This window comes from Bradyrhizobium sp. SZCCHNRI3052 (assembly GCF_032484895.1).
Classification (GTDB): Bacteria; Pseudomonadota; Alphaproteobacteria; order Rhizobiales; family Xanthobacteraceae; genus Bradyrhizobium.
The window spans coordinates 336,676-355,725 of record NZ_JAUETW010000006.1; the positions used below are offsets into that span (position 1 = coordinate 336,676).

Here is a 19,050-nt window from a genome sequence, read left to right on the forward strand (position 1 = left end):
GAGGCGCTGCTTCAGGAGGGCGCCTCCTTCGACAGCAGGAAATCGACCATCACGCGCTCCAGCGCCCGGTACATGTCGGTGCCGGTCGCCGTCAGGCAGCCGCGCTGGCGCGCAGCGGCGATGAAGGGCGAGACCTCGGGCCGGGTGATGACACAGCCGCAATAGGCCGACGGGCTGACGGTCGTCATGTCGACCGGCAGAGGATCGCCGGGCTGCATGCCTGCCGGCGTGGCGTTGGCAACCATGTCGAAGCCTGTTGCGTTCATCGAGCCGACAACGGCGCGGCCTTTGCCCCGCTCGTTGAGGCGCGCGATCAGCACATCGCGGCGTCCGGCATCGCTGTCGTGAATGGCAAGCTCGCGCACGCCGGAATCGATCAGCGCCAAAGCGATTGCCGAGCCCGCACCGCCCGCGCCAATCTGTAGCGCGCGGCAGCCTGCAGCATCGAAGCTCGCCCCCTTCGCAGCGCCGATGAAGCCAAGGCCGTCGACCATGTCGCCATGCCAACGGCCGTCAGGACCACGCCGCATCAGATTCACGGCGCCGATGAAATGCGCGCGCTCCGTGGCCGTCGCACAGGCGCGGTAGCAGGCGAATTTGTGCGGGATGGTCGCGACGATGCCGTCGAGATTCTTCACCCGTGTCATCGTCGCCAGGAAGTCAGTCAGGTCGCGCGGCGCGACTTGGACCGCAACCAGGATCGCATAGCTGCCGCGCTCCGAGAACGCCTGGCTGACGCCGGCCGGCGCGCGCACCTGCGCGACGGGATCGCCGATGATGATGTGGAGCCGCGTGGCTCCGGTGGGGGCGGGAATCATGGTAGGCTCCCAAAACGACAAAGATCATCGTCCAAATGGCCGAAAGGCCGGCTCACCGAGCCGGCCTTCCTCACTCGAAGATATCGTCCGTCCAGTTACTTCGCCGGGACGTATTTGCCATCCTTCACCGTCAGGATGATGCGGGCGCGGTCGTCGAGGCCGGAGCGGTCCTTTTCGGTGAAGTTGTAGACGCCCTGCGAGGCCGCCAGATCCTTCTCGGTCAGCAGCGCCTGGCGGATGGCCTCGCGGAACTCCGGCGTGCCGGGCTTGGCAGTCTTCAGCGCCACCGGGATGATGCGCTTGAGGATCTCGAACGCGTCGAACGAATGGCCGGCGAACTGGCTGCGGCTGTTCGGGCCATACTTGCCCTCATACGCCTTGTTCAGCTCCATGCCCGGCTTCTTGGTCAGCGCGCTGTCGTCCTGCGTCTCCGGCGACATCACCGGACCGGACGCCATGATCACCCCCTCCGCCGCCTTGCCGGCGATACGGATGAAGTCCATGCTCGCGGCGCCATGGGTCTGATAGATCAGGCCGGTGTAGCCACGCTCGCGCAGCTCGGTCTGCGGCAACGCCGCGGCGGTGCCGGAGGCGCCGACCAGGATGGCGTCCGGATTGGCGGCGACCAGCTTCAGCACCTGGCCGGTGACCGAGGTGTCGGGACGCGCAAAGCGTTCCTCGTCGGCGATGGTGATGCCCATCGGCACAGCCTGATTCTTCAGATCGTTGAACCAGAGGTCGCCGTAGGAGTCGGAGTAGCCGATATAGCCGACGGTCTTGATGTTGTGCGCCTTCATGTGCTCGTACAGCACCTTGCCCATGATCGGCACCGGCTGCGGCATCACAACCGACCATTTCATCCGCTCCGGCGTGACCGGGAACGGCGCCAGGCCGAAATGCGGAATGCCGGCCTCGTTGGCGACGTTGGACACCGCGATGGTCGGCGGCGTCAGCGCCGAGCCCATGATGATATCGGCCTTCGATTCCGTCACGAAGCGACGGGCGTTGGTCGTGGCCGTGGTCGGATCGCCGCCGTCGTCGAGCACGATCACCTTGAGCGGCACGCCGCCGATCTCCTTCGGCACGAACTCGAGCGCATTGCGCTCGGGAATGCCGAGCGCCGCGCCCGGCCCCGTCGTCGTCGTGGTGATGCCGATGGTGATCTCGCTGGTCTGCGCCAGCGCCGGCGCTGATGCCAGCATCGCGATGACGCCAGCCGCCGCCAGATAGGCCTTCCTCATAAAATCCTCCCTCAATCTTTTCGGTTCAGCTCGTGATCCGCCGATCCTGTTTGCAGTCCCGCCCCCTGTCTGGGGCATCTTCCAACACGACCGGCCGATATGTGTCCAAACGTGATCATAGCATTGAACACGAGAAGATCACTCCTCACCAGTCGACCAAAGCACGACAGCTGAACATCCTTAAGACGGCCGCATGTCGCACCCATTTCCGCGCCTCATTCCCCGAGAAACTTGGCTCGCATCTCCTCCGGGAAAGGTGCCGATTTCAGCTTCTCCGGGTCGGCCGGATCGCGCCCGACCAGCACCCGGGTCTCGAACCCTTCGATGGCCAGCGCCTCACCCTTGAACACCTTGTGGGTGACGTCGAAGGACGAGCGCTTGATGCTCTCGATCCGGCTCTCGATCGTGATCCAGTCGCCATAGGTCGAGGGGATGTAGAACTTGGCGCGGGTGTCGACCATGGGGATGCCGACCAGGCCGTAGCGACGGACGATGTCCTGCTTGGAGAACCCGGCCGCCTCGAACATGACCGAGGTCGCATCGTCGAACATCGCGAAATAGCGCGGGTAGTAGACGATGTTGGCGGGATCGCAGTCGCCCCACTGGATCTGCACGTCGCGGCGGTGAACGAACATGTCTTGAAAGCCTCACACCATCGCCGATAGCGATCTGTAGAGTGGGCAACGGCGCGCAGCGCCTTGCCCACCATTTTCAGCGGCGGTGGGCACGCTACGCTTTGCCCACCCTCCGTTTCTCTACGTCGTCATTCCGGGGCGCGCGGAGCGCGAGCCCGGAATCCATCTCTCAGCAGTGCTAGACGCCGAATGGATTCCGGGCCCGACGCTGGCGCGTCGTCCCGGAATGACAACCACGTGGACGTCGGCGCGCGGCACTTACTTCGGCGCCATGCGCAGCGAGCCGTCGAGGCGAACGACTTCGCCGTTGAGGTAGGCGTTCTCGACCATGTGCAGCGCCAGCGCGGCGAACTCATCGGCGTGACCGAGGCGGCGAGGGAACGGGATCGCGGCGGCGAGCGAGTCCTGGGCCTCCTGCGGCAGGTTGGCGAGCAGCGGCGTCAGGAACAGGCCGGGCGCAATGGTCAGCACGCGGATGCCGAACTGCGCGAGCTCGCGCGCGATCGGCAGGGTCATGCCGACGATGCCGCCCTTGGAGGCGGAATAGGCCGACTGTCCGATTTGGCCGTCATAGGCGGCGACCGACGCGGTATTGATGACGACGCCGCGCTCACCGGTCGCCTGCGGCTCCAGCTTGGTCATGCCGTTGGTGACCAGACGCAGCATGTTGAACGAGCCGATCAGGTTGACCTTGATGACCTTCTCGAAATCGGCCAGCGGCATCGGACCGTCGCGGCCGACGACGCGCTTGGCGACCCCGATGCCGGCGCAGTTCACCAGCACGCGCGGCTGCTGGCCGAGCGCCTCGACGGCCTTGGCAACAGCCGCTTCCGCGCCGGCGGCGTCCGAGACGTCGCAGACCACCGGCACGCCCTTGATCTCGGCCGCGACCTCGTCCGCCAGCTTGGCGTTGAGATCGAACACCGCGACCTTGGCGCCCTGCGCAGCGAGCTTGCGGGCGGTGGCGGCCCCGAGGCCGGAAGCGCCGCCGGTGACGATGGCGGCCTGGTCCTTCAACAACATTGTCGTTTCTCCCTTGGATGCGTCGATCAGCCGGCGATGATGATGTCGTCGTCCGGCGTCGCGGCGTAGATGCGTTCGATCAGGTCCTTGCGGTTCTCCAGCACGGCGCGCTGGTTGATCGATCCCTTGTCGGTGACCTCGCCCTTGTCGATCGACAGCGGCACGCCGAGCAGGACGGCGCGCGTGATGCGCGTCGACGAGCCGGTCGCGGTCTGCAGGAATTTTGCGAAGCGCTGACGGAAGGCCTCGATGATCAGCGGATCGGCCGCCGTGGCGGCGAGGTCGTCGAACGGCAAGGTCGCGTTGATCAGGCGGCAACCATCGAGATCGAGCACGACGATTGCTGCGATCTCGTCGCGGTTGATGCCGGCGATGATCACATCGCGCGCCAGCGGCGCGCACGCAGCCACGAAGCGGGCCCGCAACGGGCCGACGGAAACCCAGGTGCCGCTCGCCAGCTTGAAGTCCTCGGCAACACGGCCGTCAAAATCGAAGCCGGCATTGAAGTCGTCGGGATCGACGGGCTTCAGCGCGTCGCCCATCTTGTAGTAGCCTTCGTCATCAAAGGCCGCGGCCGAGACCTCCGGCAGGCGCCAATAGCCCGGCGTCACGTTCGGCCCCTTGGCGCGCACTTCCATCTTGCCGTTGTTGGGAACGAGCTTGGCCTCGTTGCCGGAGACGGGCAGGCCGACATGGCCGGAGCGGCTGGTGCGCGGATTGACCGACATGAAGAACGGTGCGGTCTCGGTGGAGCCGAGGCCCGTCAGCATCGGCACACGAGTGCCCGTCTCGGCCACCGAGAGCTCGTCGAGCTCGTTCCAGACATGCGGCGCCAGTGCGGCGCCGGAGAAGAACATCGCGTGCAGCCGCTGGAAGAAGGACTTCCGCAGCGCCGGGTCCTCGCGGAAATAGGGCAGCAGCGACTCGTAGCCCTTGGGGACGTTGAAATAGACCGTCGGCGAGATCTCGCGCAGGTTTCGCACGGTCTCCTCGATGCCGCCTGGCACCGGCTTGCCCTGGTCGAGATACATCGAGCCGCCGTTGAACAGGGTCAGGCCGATGTTGTGGTTGCCGCCGAATGTGTGATTCCAGGGCAGCCAGTCGATGATCACGGGCGGCTCGTCCTTGAGGAAGGCGAGCGTCTCGCGGATCATCACCTGGTTGGCGCAGATCATCCGCTGGGTGTTGATCACGGCCTTCGGATTGCCGGTCGAGCCCGAGGTCAGCAGGAATTTCGCGATCGTGTCCGGACCGATCTTGTCATGGGCGGCGTCGAGGCCAGGAAACAGCGGCGATGCGATCAGATCGGCGAGCATCGTGATCTTGCGGCCCGGCACCGAGCCGAACGACGCCACGATCTCGGTGCCTTCGGGTACGTTGGCGATGAGCGCGTCGGCGAACTTGTCGGCGTCGTCGACGAAGACGAGGCCCGGCGTCAGCAGCTTCATCAGGTAGGCGAGCTTGCCGTAGTCGCGCGCCACCAGCGAATAGGCCGGCGACACCGGACAGAACGGCACGCCGGCATAGAGCGCGCCGAACGCGACCAGCGCATGGTCGATCGAATTGCCCGACAGGATCATGACCGGCCGGTTCGGCGACAGCCCGCGCGCGAGCAGCCCCGACGCGATGTGCCGGCTCGCCGCCAGCAGCGTGGCATAGGTCAGCTCGCGCCAGCCCTCCGGGCCAACGCGCTCGGCCATGAACACGCGCTCAGGCGTGGCTTTGGCGAAGTGATGCAGCCGGTCGGTGATCCGCGGCGGATAGTCGCCGAGCGGCTGCTTCGGACGGAGATAGATGGTGCCGTCGTCTCGGCGGTCGACCGTGACGGCCGGGTCATTGAACGAGATCGCGCGCAACGGATGAACACTGGCGCTGCGCGCCGTGTCGTCCGTTCCTCCCTGTGTGCTTGTTATTGTTTGTGCGGTCATGTCACGTCGGCTTCACTTTGGCGGTCTTGTGATCGAGGAAGGCGCGGATGCGATTCTTGGCCTCCTTGTCGCTCTGCGCGACGGTGGCCATCAGCGATTCCATCAGCAGGCCGGTCTGCGGATTGGCCTCGGCGATCATCGGCAGCGCCTGCAGCACCGCGAAATTCGTCAGCGGCGCGTTGTTCGCGATCTTCGCCGCCAGCTCCATCGCCTTGGTCATCGAGGCGCCGGCCTCGACCAGATATTGCGCGAAGCCGTAGGACGAGCCTTCGGTCGCCGAATAGACCCGGCCGGTCAGCATCATGTCCATCATGCGGGCGACGCCGATCAGGCGCGGCAGCCGCACCGAGCCGCCGCCACCGACGAAGATGCCGCGCTGGCCCTCGGGCAGCGCGAAGTAAGCCGACGGCTCGGCAACACGGATATGCGCGGCGCAGGCGAGCTCGAGACCGCCGCCGATGACGGCCCCCTTCAATGCGGCGATCACCGGCACGCGGCAATACTGGATGCGGTCGAACACGCGATGCCACATCTGCGAGTGCACCAGGCCTTCGGTGGCGTCACGTTCGCGCAGCTCGGAGAGATCGAGGCCGGAGGAGAAATTGTCGCCAATCCCGTGGATCACGATGCAGCGGACGTCGTCAGGCAGGCTGGTGAAGCACTCGCCGATGGCGAGGATGATGCCGTCATTCAGCGCGTTGCGCTTGGCCGGGCGGTTGAGCCCGATCGTCAGGACGGCGCCCTGCTGTTCGATCTGCAGCAGAGACGAATCCCCCGCAGGCGTGGCGGTGTCGGCGTTTCCCATGGGCTCTATTGTGTCCTGTTCAGAATAGTTATGTTTTATAACGATCTTCGCGGGAGTCAACAAGCGGCGCCCGACATCATGTTGTGCAATGCAAAAGAACAAGCCGCCGAGGGGCTCGGTCGCGCAGCATCGTAAGGCCCGCCTGCGCGCAAAGGCAAATGACATGATCCGGCATTCCCGCGGCGAAATCACGCCCGGGGCTTGCTGATATTCTTCACCCTCCGGTGCGGAGGGCGCAGGGAAGGCCAGGCGCCGGCTGACGCCTGCGGCCCGCCTGCGAGAAAAATGCAGGCGGCAGGTACCACAGGTGTAGCCGGGAACGCCCGGCCTTCCCTGCGCGATAGTCTTCACGCCTATACGCAGTCTCCCTGGTGCACCGGCTTGTTGGCCACCATGATCCGCGCGGCGCGTTGGCGCCATCGCGAACGTAACACCGGCAACGGGGTGTCAGGACGCTGCGACTTCACGTCCGCGTCACATCGTTCGTCCGCGCGCCCGAAGACACGCTGCGACATGATCGCGGCCACCGCTCCCCGCCCCGCGTGTCGTGACGATCGCGCGCTACGCCCCTCGGCTTGGGACGGGATGGCGAGAGGAAACCACGTTTTCCGATAACACGCAAGATATTTATTTTTATCAGAATATGCTGGGAGGCTGCCGTTTAGGCCGGAGCCCCGGGGCGACTTCCGAGATGAACGGCCGACAACATTGCATTCAGGGTGGCTTCAAAGCGCGCCCTATAGAACGTCATCGTCACCACACTTCCCAATGGAGGGGACCATGGTTTCGCTGAAGACATCTCTCGCAGGCGGCATCGCCGCGCTCGCCGTCACCGCCACCCTGCTCGCCGGCGCGGCGCCGGCTCAGGCTCACGACGGGCGCAACGCGGCGCTGTTCGGCGGCCTGGTGGCCGGAGCTCTCATCGGGGGCGCGCTGGCGGCAGCGTCGGACGCGCAGGCGTATGAGCCTGCGCCGGTCTACCGGTCCCACTATCGCGACGCGGCGTATGGCGGCTACGGCTACGGCTACGAGCGCTACCGCTATGTGCCGGCTCGCCACTATCGCAATTGCGACCACGACGGCTACGGCCGGGCTTCGGGCTGGGACGACGAGGATTAGTCGTAGGTCTACCGAATACGAAGCCGTCGCGACGAACAGCCGTTTCAACCAGTTGCTCCGTCATGCCCGGGCTTGTCCCGGGCATCCACGTCGTTCGGAGCATGCAGAACCACGTGGATGGCCGGGACAAGCCCGGCCATGACGACGTGGAGACAGGCAAGCCCTAAACTCCCGACCGCTTTATGCGATCGCCCTTCGCAAGGAGAGCGTAGCCTACAGCACCACATGCACGTCGATGAGGACGCGATCGGCGTGGCGGGCGGCGGAGCCTATGAAGACGTGCTCCATCAGCCAGCGATACTTCTCGTGGCCGGTCTCGAAGCGCGGGTGGGTGCGGAAGTAGATCAGCCTGGGGTCCACCGGCTCGCCGCGCTTGAGCTTCTGCAGCAGGTCGACCGGCCCGAAGCGGATGCCGCGGTTCTCGACGTAAATCGTCGCGCCGTCGTCGGTCTCGAAGCCGTATTTCGCTTCGAGGTCGATCAGCTCGTTGGGACGGATGACCTGGAAGTCGGCGCCGAAGTTGCAGATCCTGCCGCTGATGCCCTCACCGGCGCGACCGGGGCCCTTCACCTCGCCGCCATGGATCGGGATGATCCGGCGCACGCCGATGCCGGTCTCGCCGGCACTGGTGACGTCGCCGATCATCACGGTGAGGGTGAAGACGTAGCGGGTCTCGAGGATCGGAGTCGTCATCAGCGGGCCATCATCTGTTGCGGCAGCCAGGTGGCGAGGAGCGGGAAGGCGATCAGGATCACCAGCCGGATCAGGTCGGTCGCGACGAACGGCAGCACGCCCTTGAAGATGGTCGAGAACGACACGTCCTTCACCACGCTCTTGATCACGAACACGTTCATGCCGACGGGGGGATGGATCAGGCCAAGCTCGACGGTCATCACGATGATGACGCCGAACCAGATCGGATCGAAGCCGAGATGCGAGATCACCGGGAAGATGATCGGCACGGTCAGGATGATCATCGCCATCGCGTCCATCAGGCAGCCGAGGACGAGATACATCACCATGATCAGCGCCAGCACCCCGTAGGGCCCGAGGCCGAGACCGGTGAGGAACTCCGTCACCTTCTGTGGCGTCTGCGTCACCGTCAGGAAGTAGCCGAAGATCAAGGCGCCGATCAGCACAGTGAACACGGCCGCGGCGGTACGCGTCGCCTGCAGCAGCGAAGCCAGGATCTTCTCCTTGTTCAGCCGGCCGGTGAACACGCCGATCAGGAACGCGCCGGTGGCGCCGACGCCGCCGGCTTCCGTCGGCGTGAAGCGCGGCAGGAAGGGCAGACCGTAGAGGCCGCCGATCACGAACAGGAACAGCAGCACCGGCGCCCAGATGCCCTTCAGGCCGGCGATGCGCTCGCGCCACGGCGGCGCCTCGCCCCTGGGCAGGAAATCCGGCCTGACACGGCCGATCACCGTGATGGTGATCATGTACATGGTCATCGCCAAGAGGCCGGGGATGATGCCGGCGATGAACAGCTTGCCGATGTCCTGCTCGGTGATGATGCCGTAGACGGCGAGCACGGTCGACGGCGGCAGCATCGCGCCCAAGGTGCCGCCGGCGGCGATGACGCCGGTGGCGAAGGATTGCGGATAGCCGAAGCGGCGCATCTCCGGATAGGCCACGGCCGAGAAGGTCGCGGCGGTCGCCACCGACGAGCCGCAGATCGCGGCGAAGCCGCCGCAGGCCGCCACCGTGGCGATGCCGAGCCCGCCGCGCAGATGGCCGACGAAGCCGTTGGCGGCGCGGAACAGCTCGCGGCTCATGCCCGAGTTGGACACGAACGTTCCCATCAGCAGGAACATCGGGATCACGCCGAACGTGTAGTCCGTGACCGTGCGCATCGAGGTCTGGCCGACCAGCTTCAGCGCCGCCGTACCGTTGACGAGATAGGCGAAGCCGGACACGCCGACGAGTCCCATCGCCATGCCCACCGGCACGCGCAGCAGCATCAGCGCAAACAGCGCAACGAAGCCGATGACGGCAACCGCATCCGTGCTCATGCGGCGCTACTCCGTGGGCTTGACTTGAGGGTCATGAATCTCCTCGGGGTGGAAGATCAGGCGATAGGTCCGGATGGCGATCAGGAGCACCGCCGAAACGTCGCCGATCCAGGCGACGGCGAAGAACGGCCAGGTCGGCATGTGCAGATCGAAGGTGAGGACGTTGTCCTCATAGGTGCCGCGCACCTTGTCGAACAGGGTCCAGGTCTGCACCGTGACGACGAACAGCAGTACCAGCGTTGCGAAGATGTCGATCCAGCGCTGATAGCGCGGGCCAACATTGCCCCAGATGAGATCCACGGTGATGTGGGTGCCGCGGTATGACGTCGCAGCGATGCCCCAGAAGATCAGGATGCCGAGCAGCATGCGCCCGATGTCGAAGGAATCGGGGATCGAATAGTTCAGCGTGTTGCGGAGCAGCACCGACAGGAAGATGTCGAGCGCGACGATGCCGACGAAGAACGCGGCGATCCACTCGATCCCGTCGATGATCCGGTCCATGAAGGCGCGCTGCATGGCGTCCCCGTGTCAGAAAGCTTGGTGGTTATGCTGGATGCGAAGCGAGCTGCTGCGTAGCAGTCGGTGGGCCCCCTCGCCCCGCTTGCGGAGAGAGGGTTGGGGCGAAGAAGTACAAGTCTAACGGACGACACCACCCGTGCGTCTGCCCTCACCCCGGCCCTCTCCCCGTAAGAAACGGGGAGAGGGAGCGCACCGTCCGCCGCGCAAGAGCTTGGGTATGAAAAGAAGCTACTGTGCCAGCGCCTTGTACTTGGCGAGCGAGGCCTTCAGCTCGGTCATGGCGGCCTCGGCATCGATGCCGGTCTTCTTGACGCCGTCGGCCCAGGTCTTGAACAGCGGCTCGGAGGCCTTTTTCCACAACGCGGTCTGCTCCGGCGTCAGCTTGTAGACCTCCTGGCCGGACTCGGCCTTGATCTTGTCGACGCCGGCGTCCTCGAACTTGCCCCAGGGCTCACCGACCTTGCCGGCGGCCTCCGTGTTGCAATTGTCGTCGATCGCCTTCTTCTGCATCGCCGACATCTGGTTGTACTTGTCCTTGTTCATGACGAACACGAAGGTCGTCACGTAGAACGGCGCATCCATGTGGTACTTCGTGACCTTGTCGACTCCGAACAGCACCAGCGAGCCCGCCGGAAAGGTGACGCCGTCGGCGACGCCGCGCTCGATGATGTCGCGCACTTCCGGCGCCGACGACTGCACATTGGTGCCGCCGAGCAGGGTGACGAAATTGGCGATCGTCGCATCGGCCGGGCGGATCTTCATGCCCTTGACGTCCTCAGGCACGACGACCTTCTTGGTGCGGGTATGGAAGGCCGACGGCGTGTGGACGAAGGCGAGGCAGTACTTGACGTCCTTCATCTCCTTCTCGGCATATTTGCGATACCACGCGTCCAAACCTTCCGAGCCGCCCTTGGCGTCGGAAATCAGGAACGGCAACTCGCCGGCGCCGATGATCGGGAAACGGCCAGGCTGATAGCCGGGATTCACATAAGTGACATCGGCGATGCCGTCGCGCGCCATGTCATAATGGTCGAACGCCTTGCCGAGCTGCTGGGCCGGGAACACCTTGCCCTTGATGGTGCCGCCCGAGGCCTTTTCGACCGACGCGGCCCAATCCTCCAGCGCCTTCTGCAGCGGATGGCTCGCCGGCACCCAGTGCGAGATCTTCAATTCGAATGTCTTGTCCTGCGCGAGCGCGGGGGTCACACCGGCGGCCAGAGCCAACGCCAGAAGCGTCTTCCTCATCGGGATCGTCTCCTCCATCAGTGGGCCTTCGAGGGCCCTTTGCTTCATTGTTATAGCATATAAGCATCATTGCAAGCGCGGCAGCAGGTTGGCCACCAGTGCACGCGCCAAGCGGAGCCTAGCGCGCCCGCCAGCGCAAGTCTGGCAGACGAAAGTTGCAGGCCCGTGGCCATTTCATTAACACGTTAAGGATCTCGCCTGCACCCGAAATTGCACGGCGGGAGCATCGCACCACGAAATTGCCGCAGGGCCGCACCGGACGCCCGGCGACATCGCGCGCGACCCATCCCGTGCATCCGACGCGCAACGTGTCAAACGCCCGCGCAAAAGACGTTTGAAACTTTGTAGGCGGTGCAAAATCCGCGCTGATGTCGTTGACTGCGGACATCGTCAGCAACGATCGAGACACGCATGAGCAGCGTCCCCGCCGGATTCGAACCGCATTTCCGCAAGAGCCCGTTCACCGATCCCTGGGAGCCGCTCTACGCCAAGAAAACCGACAAGGCCGTCATCCTCGGCCTGCGGCTCGCCACGCCGCACACCAATTCGCGCGGGCTGATCCATGGCGGGCTGATCGCATCGCTGGCCGACAATGCGATGGGCTATAGCTGCGCCCAGGCGCTTGGCTGGAAGGCGTCGCTGGTGACGATCAACCTCGCGGTGGACTACATCGGCAGCGCCGGGACCGGACAGTGGCTCAGCGTCGAGAGCGACGTCATCAAGAGCGGACGCACCGTCTGCTTCGTCCAGAGCCTGGTGCTGGCCGACGACGCCGTGATCGCGCGTGCAAACGCGACCTTCCGGGTGGTGCCGAAGAAGGGGTGATCGAAACCGCCGATCTTTCGCATCAAGACCAGTGTCGCACCAAGGTCGGCGCAATCGCATCCACTCGTCATTCCGGGGCAATCGGCAACGCGCATCTGCGCGTTGTCGATTGAACCCGGAATTTCGAGATGATGAAGAACAGAGGCAAGACAACATCGGGATTCCGGGTTCAAGGAATGACGGGGTGTGGCGTTGTAGTCGCTTTCAGTCGAAACGCCAGTCGCAGGTTGCGGTGATCAGGTCGATGAAGGCGCGCACTTTGGCGGAGAGCAGGCGGGAGCTCGGAAACACGATGTGGATCGGGAGCGGCGGAGGCTCGTATTTCGCCAGCACCCGCTTGAGACGGCCGCCGCGCAGCGTGTCCGCCGCCTGATAGGCCATCACCCGTGTCACGCCGCCGCCCGCCTCGGCATACTGGATCGCGGCGTCGGCATTGTTGGTGACGAGCCGCGGGCTGACCGCCATCCGCAGTTCCCTGCCGTCCTTGACGAAGCGCCATTCGTCGGACGGACCGAACTGGATGGTCTGGTGCTTCGTCAGCGCCTCGGGCGTCCGCGGCTCACCATGGACCTTGAAGTAGGCGGGAGCTCCAACCACGATCCGGCGCATGCTGCCGACCTGGCGGGCCACGAGCGACGAATCGCCGAGATGCCCGATACGAACGGCACAGTCGACGCCGTCCTCCACCAGATTGATCTGGCGGTCCTCGAGGCGCAGCTCGGCCGCGACCTCGGCATAGCGGCTCAGATAAGCGGCCATGACCGGACCGACATGGAGCCGGCCGAAGCCGACGGGCGCCGAGACCACCAGCCGCCCCACCGGCTGCAGGCGCTCGCTCTCCGCGGCGCGCTCCGCCTCCGCCAGATCGGCCAGGATGCGGCTGGCGCGGTCGAGATAGCGTCGTCCGGAATCGGTCAGCGTCACCGAGCGCGTCGTCCGCTGCAGCAGGCGGACGCCAAGATGCGATTCGAGCGCGGCGACCAAACGGGTGACCGCCGATGGCGACAGCTTGAGCCGGCGCGCCGCCGGTGCGAAGCCGTTCAGCTCGGCGACGGTGACGAAAGCCTGCATGGCATCGATGCGGTCCATGGGATTATTGCAGCATCTGCAACGATCCAATGTCAACTGGCCAGATTATTTCCGAAGAGGATTGGGACCATATTGGCTCCACGGCGGCAGTCACTGCCGCAGCGACAAGGAGTCATTGCGATGACCCAGACAACCATCCAGGCACCCGGCGACGTCATGTTCTCACCCGCCGCCAAGGCGATCCAGGCGCGCAAGGGGTCGCGCGAGAGCTACGCGCATGTGGAGCGGAGCCGCGGCTTTCGCCACGAGGTCGACGCCGATCTCGCCGGCCGCCTCGCCGAGGCCACGAGCTTCTATCTCGCGACCGCCTCGGCCGACGGCCAGCCCTATATCCAGCACCGCGGCGGACCGAAGGGCTTTCTCAAGGTGCTCGACAGCCACACGCTGGCCTTCGCCGACTTCAGCGGCAACCGGCAATATATCACCCAGGGCAACCTGTCGGAGAACCCGCACGCCTACATCTTCATCATGGACTACGCGCATCGCCGCCGGGTGAAGATCTGGGGGACGGCGCGGGTGGTGGAGGATGATGCCGCGCTGACGGCCTCGCTGATGCCGAGAGGCTACAAGGCGCGGCCCGAGCACGTCATCCTGTTCACGATCAGCGCGTGGGACACCAACTGCCCGCAGCACATCCCGCAGAAGTTCGACGCGGCCGACGTCGCGGAAGCGCTGGCCGTTCGCGATGCTCGCATCGCGGAGCTCGAGACCGAACTGGCGCGGTTGAAGGGCGAGAGCAAGCCCTCCGCCTAGGTCCTGCGCGCTGCGGGCTATGCCTTTGGCTTGTTAGTCATTCCGGGGCACCCGGAATCTCGAGATTGTTGACAACGAACGCAGGACGACATCGAGATTCCGGGTTCAAGGCCTGCGGCCTTGCCCCGGAATGACGGTGAGTGGGACTCGACTGACCGGCTCAGGCGGCCTCGGCCGCCCTGCCCCATTCGAACTCCGGAAAATATTGCGCCATCATGCGCTCGGCATAGGCGACCAGATTGCCGAAGCTTTCGGTGCGGCGGCGCAGCTCGGACTCGAAGAACGGCGTGAGGATGCCGGCGACGACGGCGAACGCCGTCGCATCGGTGCCGCAAGGACGATCGCCCATCAGATAGGGCCGGTCGCCGAGCTGCACCGACAGCGCGCGCAGCGAGCGTGCGGCGAGATCGACGTCCTCGTCCGGCGCGTGGCGGCCGAGCCCGGAGATCAGATAGTTCTCGGCGACGCGAAACTGCGCGTCCTCGCGCAGCTTCTCGCGCTTGTCGGCCGGCACGCCGTCGAAGAAGTGGGCCGGCCCCTTGGCGAAGTTGACCGGATCGACCCAGCGCGCCCCGACCAGCGCGAAATACAGGTGATGCTCGATCATACGCTCGAACCCCCAGGCCTGCGCCCGCGCGCGCACGTCGAGCCCATGATCGAAGTCGAAGCCATATTTGCGCTCGACATGAGCGCGGATGAAGGTCGAATCGGCGATCAGCTCGCCGCTGTCGTCGATGAAGGGCAGCTGCCCCTTCGGCGATGCCGGCGGCATCGCCCGCTGCTTCCGAAAAGCGAGGCCCGCCATCTTCAATTGCACCTCCGTCTTGGTGACGAAGGGGCTGATCTCCGGCAGGCCGAAGCCCGCGCCCAAACCGAACAATGTGATCATGACAGCACTCCCGACTTCCTGAGCAGACGCCGGACGCTACGAGCATGCTGCTGCCACCATGGTGTCAGCAGCGGCAGTAGCGTGGTGGCAAGGCCAAGGCCATAAAACATCATCATCGACATCACCCCTTCAATCTCGTTGTTGGCCCGGTATAAGGACAGGCTGCTGCCAGCATCCTGTCAGCATCGGCGGGGGTGCTCGCCCATGCAGGACACACCATGAGACGCGCCGACCGGCTATTCCAGATCATCCAGGTGCTGAGACGCACGCGCCGCCCATTGACGGCGGATGCGATCGCGGCCGAGCTCGAGACCTCGAAGCGCACGATCTATCGCGACATCGCCACCCTGATCGGCCAGCGCGTGCCGATCCGCGGCGAGGCCGGCATGGGCTACATCCTGGAGAAAGGTTTCGATCTGCCGCCCTTGATGCTGACGCCGGACGAGATCGAGGCGGCGGTGCTTGGCGCGCAATGGGTCGCGGTCAACGCCGACCCGGTGCTGGCGCGCGCGGCGGAGGACCTGATGGCCAAGATCGCCGACACCGTGCCGGAGCGGCTGCGGCCATTCGTGCTGGAACCGGCGAGCCGAGCGCCGCGGCCGTGGATGCGCGAGCCGGACCGCATCGACATGTCGCGCACGCGCTCGCAGATCCACGAGGGACGCAAGATCAGGCTGCGCTATCGCGACGAGCAGGGCCGCGACAGCGAGCGCGTGATCTGGCCGATCGCGATCGGCTATCATGACGCGGTGCGCATCCTCGCCGCCTGGTGCGAGCTGCGCCGCGACTTCCGCAGCTTCAGGACCGACCGTGTCGTCGAGGCGGATTATCTCGACGATAAATATCCCGAAAGGCGCGAGGCGCTGCGCGCCAAATGGCGGCGCAGCCTAGTGTGGGAGGTTCCCAAGGATGTCTGAACCGATGTCTGGCGAGACTGACAGCAGCCCCTGTCAGAGCTGCGGCGCGTGCTGCGCCTATTCGTCGAACTGGCCGCGCTTCACGATCGAGGAGGATGCCGCGCTCGACCTGATCCCGGCCGAGCTGGTCAACGAGCGGCTGTCGGGCATGCGCTGCGACGGCAACCGCTGCTGTGCGCTCGATGGCGAGATCGCGCGCGCCGTGGCGTGCCGGATCTACGCGATCCGCCCCGAGGTGTGCCGCATTTGCATGCCGGGTGACGCCGAATGCGCGATGGCCCGGCGCAAGTTCGGGCTGCCCGTGCTCGCCTGAGCAGAGGCAAGGAAGACGGGGAGTCAGGCCGTGACCGGCTCGGGGCTGTCGTCGAGATCGTCCTCGAACGGCTTCATCACCGAGAGTGGCTTGGTCGACAGCGAGATTGGCTTGCGGCTCGAGGTCGCGCCGGCCGGACCCGCCCGACCGCCGCGGGACTGCGCATACAGCGCCGATCCGACCCGGCCACCGAACTGCGACAGGACCTGCTCGCTGCACGTGGATGCAATCGCAAGCGCCAGCGGGTGAAGATGCGTGCGCCGGTAACAGAATAGCGCCAGCATGGCCCTCACATCGGCGGAGACGCTCTCGACCAGCGCGGGTAGCCCGTTGGCGTCGGCACGGTAGAGCTCACCGAGAAGCTCGTCGCCGACCGGGCACGAATCGCTGTCGAACGCATCGCGGCTTTGAAGCATCGGTTTGATTGCCATGACGCGACGATGCAGCGCGAATCGCTAATGACCGGTTAACCAAACCGAACGGTCGTCCCACCCCCGGCTTGACACGGGACTGCCGCGGTCGGTGCGGCTTCGCCGCGACGCACCGCGGCCGAACGCTCAGCCGTTTGCGGCCATGAAGATCGAGAGCCCGAATCCGGTGAGGTGATGCAGCGCCTGGTCGACGCCGATCAGGGTCCAGAACCAGGGGTGCTCGGTGTTCATGCCGAACCGCGACGAGCAGATGCCCTTGATGCGATCGATCGTGATGTGAATGGCGAAGTCGATCACGGCGACGAACCAGAATCTCGGCGCGACGATCAAGATCAGGACCATGGCGACGGCGAGATGGATCAGGCAGTGCACCAGCAGCGGCAGCGCCCAGCCCTTCCGCTGGTCCTTGCCATAGGCCATCCAGGCGTTCTGCAGCACGAAGTCGCCAATGATGTGCTTGAAGGTCAGCAGCAGCATCCAGCCGACCAGCGCACCAACCGGAACCTGCGACGACAAAGAGGGAAAAGACAAAGCTGACGCTCTCGCTACGACTAACCCTTGGAACCAACCCTTGGACGCACGGGGAACTGGAGGCGTTCAGCGCAATCTGATGAGAATACCCGGCCAATTCGACGCGTATGCGACGCTTATGACATCTCCGGTAGCGAATTGCACGCGAAAGGGAACTTCAAATCGCACCTTGCTACCCTTCGCGGCAATCCCGCCGGGGGTAAGGTTACCCACGCCGCGGCGCATCCGGCGGCAACCGTCGCCGCGGCGACGTCATTCCGCGGCGTTGGTCTTCGGCACTGAGAGCGCCCTCGCCCGGATCTGCGCGATGGTCCGCTTCAGCGCCCCCTGTCCCGGCTCTGCCAGCGCAACGGCGCGCGCCTCGGCGATGGCGGAGGCGAGATCCGAGATCGGCAGGACGCCATCGAAGGTGGGCTTGGCCAGGCCATCGATGATGGCATGCCAATCAGCGAGACCCTGCCGGTAGCCGTCGCCCTGCCCCTGGATCATGGTCGCCGTCGCGATCACGGCGGGCGCCGCCGCAGGCTGCTTGTCCAGCGCGCGCGCGATCATGTGCAGCCACCGCTCGGCCCAGGCGCGCTCCTCGCCATAGCGCACCGACTGCAGCCGCCAGCGCCGCAGGCCGGCCATCAGCTTGAGGCGGCGAATGGCCAACCGCGATCGGACCGAAAAGCGGACCTTGACCCGGCGCCGACCTAACCAGCCGATCTGCTCGAAGGCTGCCAGCAACGATTCCGCCACGGCTTGCGGCAGCGCACCGATCAGCTCGTCGAGGCGAAACCTCCTGACGTCGTCGCTCTCGCGTCCCCCCGGGCGCTTCCCCATGTCGAGGCTGATCAATCTGAGCTGGGCGATCCGGATCGGATCCTCGTAGGCCATGCGGGCGGCCAGCAGCTGCGCGATCTGAGACAGCATGCCGGCATCGACGTTCGATCTTCGCACGAACCGCTTGATGCGATCGACATAGAGCTGCGCGTAGCTCGCGCCCTGATACTCCATCAGCAGATGGATGCCATCGCTCACCGCCGGCACGGCGGCGTCAGGAAGGCCCTGAGGCAGAAAAGGCGGCTCGCCATCGTCGACGCCGATGACGTCGGCGAACAGATATCGCAGCGAGGACCGGACGCTTTCCACTGGGCTTCAGACTCCCCGGATCACGCCGGCTTGGCGACGGGCGCCGGCGCGGTGGTCTGTTGCGCCAGCCGCCGCTCGAGCGTTTCGATGTTCTGGAACAGCCGGGCGCTGGCGAGGCGCAGGAAGTAGAAGGCAAAGGCGGGGTTCTGGACGTAGAGCTGCTCGACCTGGTCGTAGGAGACCGACAGGATCAGACCGCCCTCGACGCATTCCAGCGTCTGCGTGCGCGTATTGGACGGCGAGATCATGCCGAACTCGCCGACGATCGCACCGACCGGCAGCTCGATACCGGATTCGACCAGGCGGAAGCGGCCGCTGACGATGTAGTACATGCTGTCGGCCTTCTCGTCCTTGTAGAACAGCACCTCGCCTGGACCGCATTTGCGCTCGGTCATGAACGGCTTCAGCCATTCCATGGAGAGGTCGCTGTTGACCGACTGCTTCACGTCGCGGACCAGCTGCAGCATCTGGTGGAGCCGGTAGCTGTTGAGCGGCAGCAGCACCCCGTGCAGGATCAGGACCGGGTAGTTGTGCATCGGCACCGCGGTCGCGATCAGGACGATATTGGTGAGGATGGCGAATACCCGCAGCGGAATCATCGTCCGCATCGACAGCGTGGCGACCACGAAGATCGAGGCGAAGAGGCTGCCGGCGGCGCCCGCATGTTCGACCAGGTGTGAGGTATCCATCGGGATCAACCAGACTCTTGGGACGCAGGAGGGCGGACGCTCGGTTCCGAGCCTCCTTTTGCCTAATTTAGCGTGTCCATGCCGACCTCTGATATACGGCGAACAGACGACGTTTGAACCGGTATTTGAGCCGG

General features: G+C 65.2%; 21 protein-coding genes. 5 read left to right on the forward strand and 16 right to left on the reverse strand.

The window, feature by feature from the left end; all coding sequences use genetic code 11:
• Window positions 1–11: 11 nt before the first annotated feature.
• From QW887_RS19270 to QW887_RS19295, 6 genes are all read right to left on the reverse strand, one after another.
• Window positions 12–818, reverse strand: a complete 807-nt coding sequence (locus QW887_RS19270) for a shikimate dehydrogenase (RefSeq protein ID WP_315713762.1) — start codon at window positions 816–818, stop codon at window positions 12–14.
• A 95-nt stretch (window positions 819–913) separates the two neighbouring features.
• Window positions 914–2,059 carry an ABC transporter substrate-binding protein gene (locus QW887_RS19275; RefSeq protein WP_315713761.1) on the reverse strand — a complete coding sequence of 382 codons (1,146 nt, stop codon included), beginning with the start codon at window positions 2,057–2,059 and terminating at the stop codon, window positions 914–916.
• 215 nt (window positions 2,060–2,274) lie between these two features.
• Window positions 2,275–2,694 carry a thioesterase family protein gene (locus QW887_RS19280; RefSeq protein WP_315713760.1) on the reverse strand — a complete coding sequence of 140 codons (420 nt, stop codon included), beginning with the start codon at window positions 2,692–2,694 and terminating at the stop codon, window positions 2,275–2,277.
• A gap of 258 nt (window positions 2,695–2,952) precedes the next feature.
• Window positions 2,953–3,717, reverse strand: coding sequence for an SDR family NAD(P)-dependent oxidoreductase (locus QW887_RS19285; protein WP_315713759.1), 765 nt, complete (start codon window positions 3,715–3,717; stop codon window positions 2,953–2,955).
• A 26-nt stretch (window positions 3,718–3,743) separates the two neighbouring features.
• Window positions 3,744–5,645, reverse strand: coding sequence for a feruloyl-CoA synthase (locus QW887_RS19290; protein WP_316194828.1), 1,902 nt, complete (start codon window positions 5,643–5,645; stop codon window positions 3,744–3,746).
• A gap of 1 nt (window position 5,646) precedes the next feature.
• The gene (locus tag QW887_RS19295; protein ID WP_315714363.1) at window positions 5,647–6,450 is read right to left on the reverse strand and encodes a crotonase/enoyl-CoA hydratase family protein; all 804 of its coding nucleotides are present in this window, start codon (window positions 6,448–6,450) and stop codon (window positions 5,647–5,649) included.
• A gap of 780 nt (window positions 6,451–7,230) precedes the next feature.
• Here QW887_RS19295 and QW887_RS19300 point away from each other — a divergent pair.
• A complete protein-coding gene (locus tag QW887_RS19300) occupies window positions 7,231–7,569 on the forward strand; it encodes a hypothetical protein (RefSeq protein WP_316194829.1) in 339 nt (112 codons plus the stop codon).
• A gap of 213 nt (window positions 7,570–7,782) precedes the next feature.
• Here the strand turns inward: QW887_RS19300 and QW887_RS19305 are convergent, their stop codons facing one another.
• From QW887_RS19305 to QW887_RS19320, 4 genes are all read right to left on the reverse strand, one after another.
• Entirely contained in the window at window positions 7,783–8,262 is a 480-nt protein-coding gene (locus QW887_RS19305; RefSeq protein ID WP_315713756.1) for a DUF3237 domain-containing protein, read from the reverse strand.
• Window positions 8,262–9,581 (reverse strand): TRAP transporter permease, encoded by a 1,320-nt coding sequence (locus QW887_RS19310; protein ID WP_315713755.1) that lies wholly within the window; start codon window positions 9,579–9,581, stop codon window positions 8,262–8,264. The genes QW887_RS19305 and QW887_RS19310 overlap by 1 nt, the downstream gene beginning before the upstream one ends.
• Before the next feature lie 6 nt (window positions 9,582–9,587).
• Complete coding sequence (locus QW887_RS19315) at window positions 9,588–10,097, reverse strand: TRAP transporter small permease (protein WP_315713754.1); 510 nt, start codon at window positions 10,095–10,097, stop codon at window positions 9,588–9,590.
• 231 nt (window positions 10,098–10,328) lie between these two features.
• Complete coding sequence (locus QW887_RS19320) at window positions 10,329–11,345, reverse strand: TRAP transporter substrate-binding protein (RefSeq protein ID WP_316194830.1); 1,017 nt, start codon at window positions 11,343–11,345, stop codon at window positions 10,329–10,331.
• Window positions 11,346–11,756: 411 nt separating this feature from the next.
• Here QW887_RS19320 and QW887_RS19325 point away from each other — a divergent pair, with 411 nt between their 5' ends.
• Window positions 11,757–12,170, forward strand: coding sequence for a PaaI family thioesterase (locus QW887_RS19325; protein WP_315713752.1), 414 nt, complete (start codon window positions 11,757–11,759; stop codon window positions 12,168–12,170).
• Window positions 12,171–12,374: 204 nt separating this feature from the next.
• On the opposite strand, the gene QW887_RS19330 is transcribed toward QW887_RS19325, so the two are convergent.
• The gene (locus QW887_RS19330; RefSeq protein WP_315713751.1) at window positions 12,375–13,259 is read right to left on the reverse strand and encodes a LysR family transcriptional regulator; all 885 of its coding nucleotides are present in this window, start codon (window positions 13,257–13,259) and stop codon (window positions 12,375–12,377) included.
• Window positions 13,260–13,379: 120 nt separating this feature from the next.
• Here QW887_RS19330 and QW887_RS19335 point away from each other — a divergent pair, with 120 nt between their 5' ends.
• Window positions 13,380–14,012: a pyridoxamine 5'-phosphate oxidase family protein gene (locus tag QW887_RS19335; RefSeq protein ID WP_316194831.1), complete on the forward strand. Its 633-nt coding sequence runs from the start codon at window positions 13,380–13,382 to the stop codon at window positions 14,010–14,012.
• 160 nt (window positions 14,013–14,172) lie between these two features.
• On the opposite strand, the gene QW887_RS19340 is transcribed toward QW887_RS19335, so the two are convergent.
• The gene (locus QW887_RS19340; RefSeq protein WP_315713749.1) at window positions 14,173–14,901 is read right to left on the reverse strand and encodes a glutathione S-transferase family protein; all 729 of its coding nucleotides are present in this window, start codon (window positions 14,899–14,901) and stop codon (window positions 14,173–14,175) included.
• Window positions 14,902–15,119: 218 nt separating this feature from the next.
• On the opposite strand from QW887_RS19340, the gene QW887_RS19345 reads away from it, so the two are divergent.
• Window positions 15,120–15,818, forward strand: a complete 699-nt coding sequence (locus tag QW887_RS19345; RefSeq protein ID WP_315713748.1) for a YafY family protein — start codon at window positions 15,120–15,122, stop codon at window positions 15,816–15,818.
• The gene (locus QW887_RS19350; RefSeq protein WP_315713747.1) at window positions 15,811–16,131 is read left to right on the forward strand and encodes a YkgJ family cysteine cluster protein; all 321 of its coding nucleotides are present in this window, start codon (window positions 15,811–15,813) and stop codon (window positions 16,129–16,131) included. The genes QW887_RS19345 and QW887_RS19350 overlap by 8 nt, the downstream gene beginning before the upstream one ends.
• Window positions 16,132–16,154: 23 nt before the next feature.
• On the opposite strand, the gene QW887_RS19355 is transcribed toward QW887_RS19350, so the two are convergent.
• From QW887_RS19355 to QW887_RS19370, 4 genes are all read right to left on the reverse strand, one after another.
• Window positions 16,155–16,547 (reverse strand): hypothetical protein, encoded by a 393-nt coding sequence (locus tag QW887_RS19355; protein WP_315714362.1) that lies wholly within the window; start codon window positions 16,545–16,547, stop codon window positions 16,155–16,157.
• Between the two features lie 141 nt (window positions 16,548–16,688).
• The gene (locus tag QW887_RS19360; RefSeq protein ID WP_315714361.1) at window positions 16,689–17,039 is read right to left on the reverse strand and encodes a DUF3307 domain-containing protein; all 351 of its coding nucleotides are present in this window, start codon (window positions 17,037–17,039) and stop codon (window positions 16,689–16,691) included.
• Window positions 17,040–17,345: 306 nt separating this feature from the next.
• Complete coding sequence (locus tag QW887_RS19365) at window positions 17,346–18,227, reverse strand: DUF6537 domain-containing protein (protein ID WP_315825939.1); 882 nt, start codon at window positions 18,225–18,227, stop codon at window positions 17,346–17,348.
• A gap of 20 nt (window positions 18,228–18,247) precedes the next feature.
• On the reverse strand, window positions 18,248–18,916 hold the full coding sequence (locus tag QW887_RS19370) for a cyclic nucleotide-binding domain-containing protein (RefSeq protein ID WP_315713745.1): 669 nt from the start codon (window positions 18,914–18,916) through the stop codon (window positions 18,248–18,250).
• Window positions 18,917–19,050 lie beyond the last annotated feature (134 nt).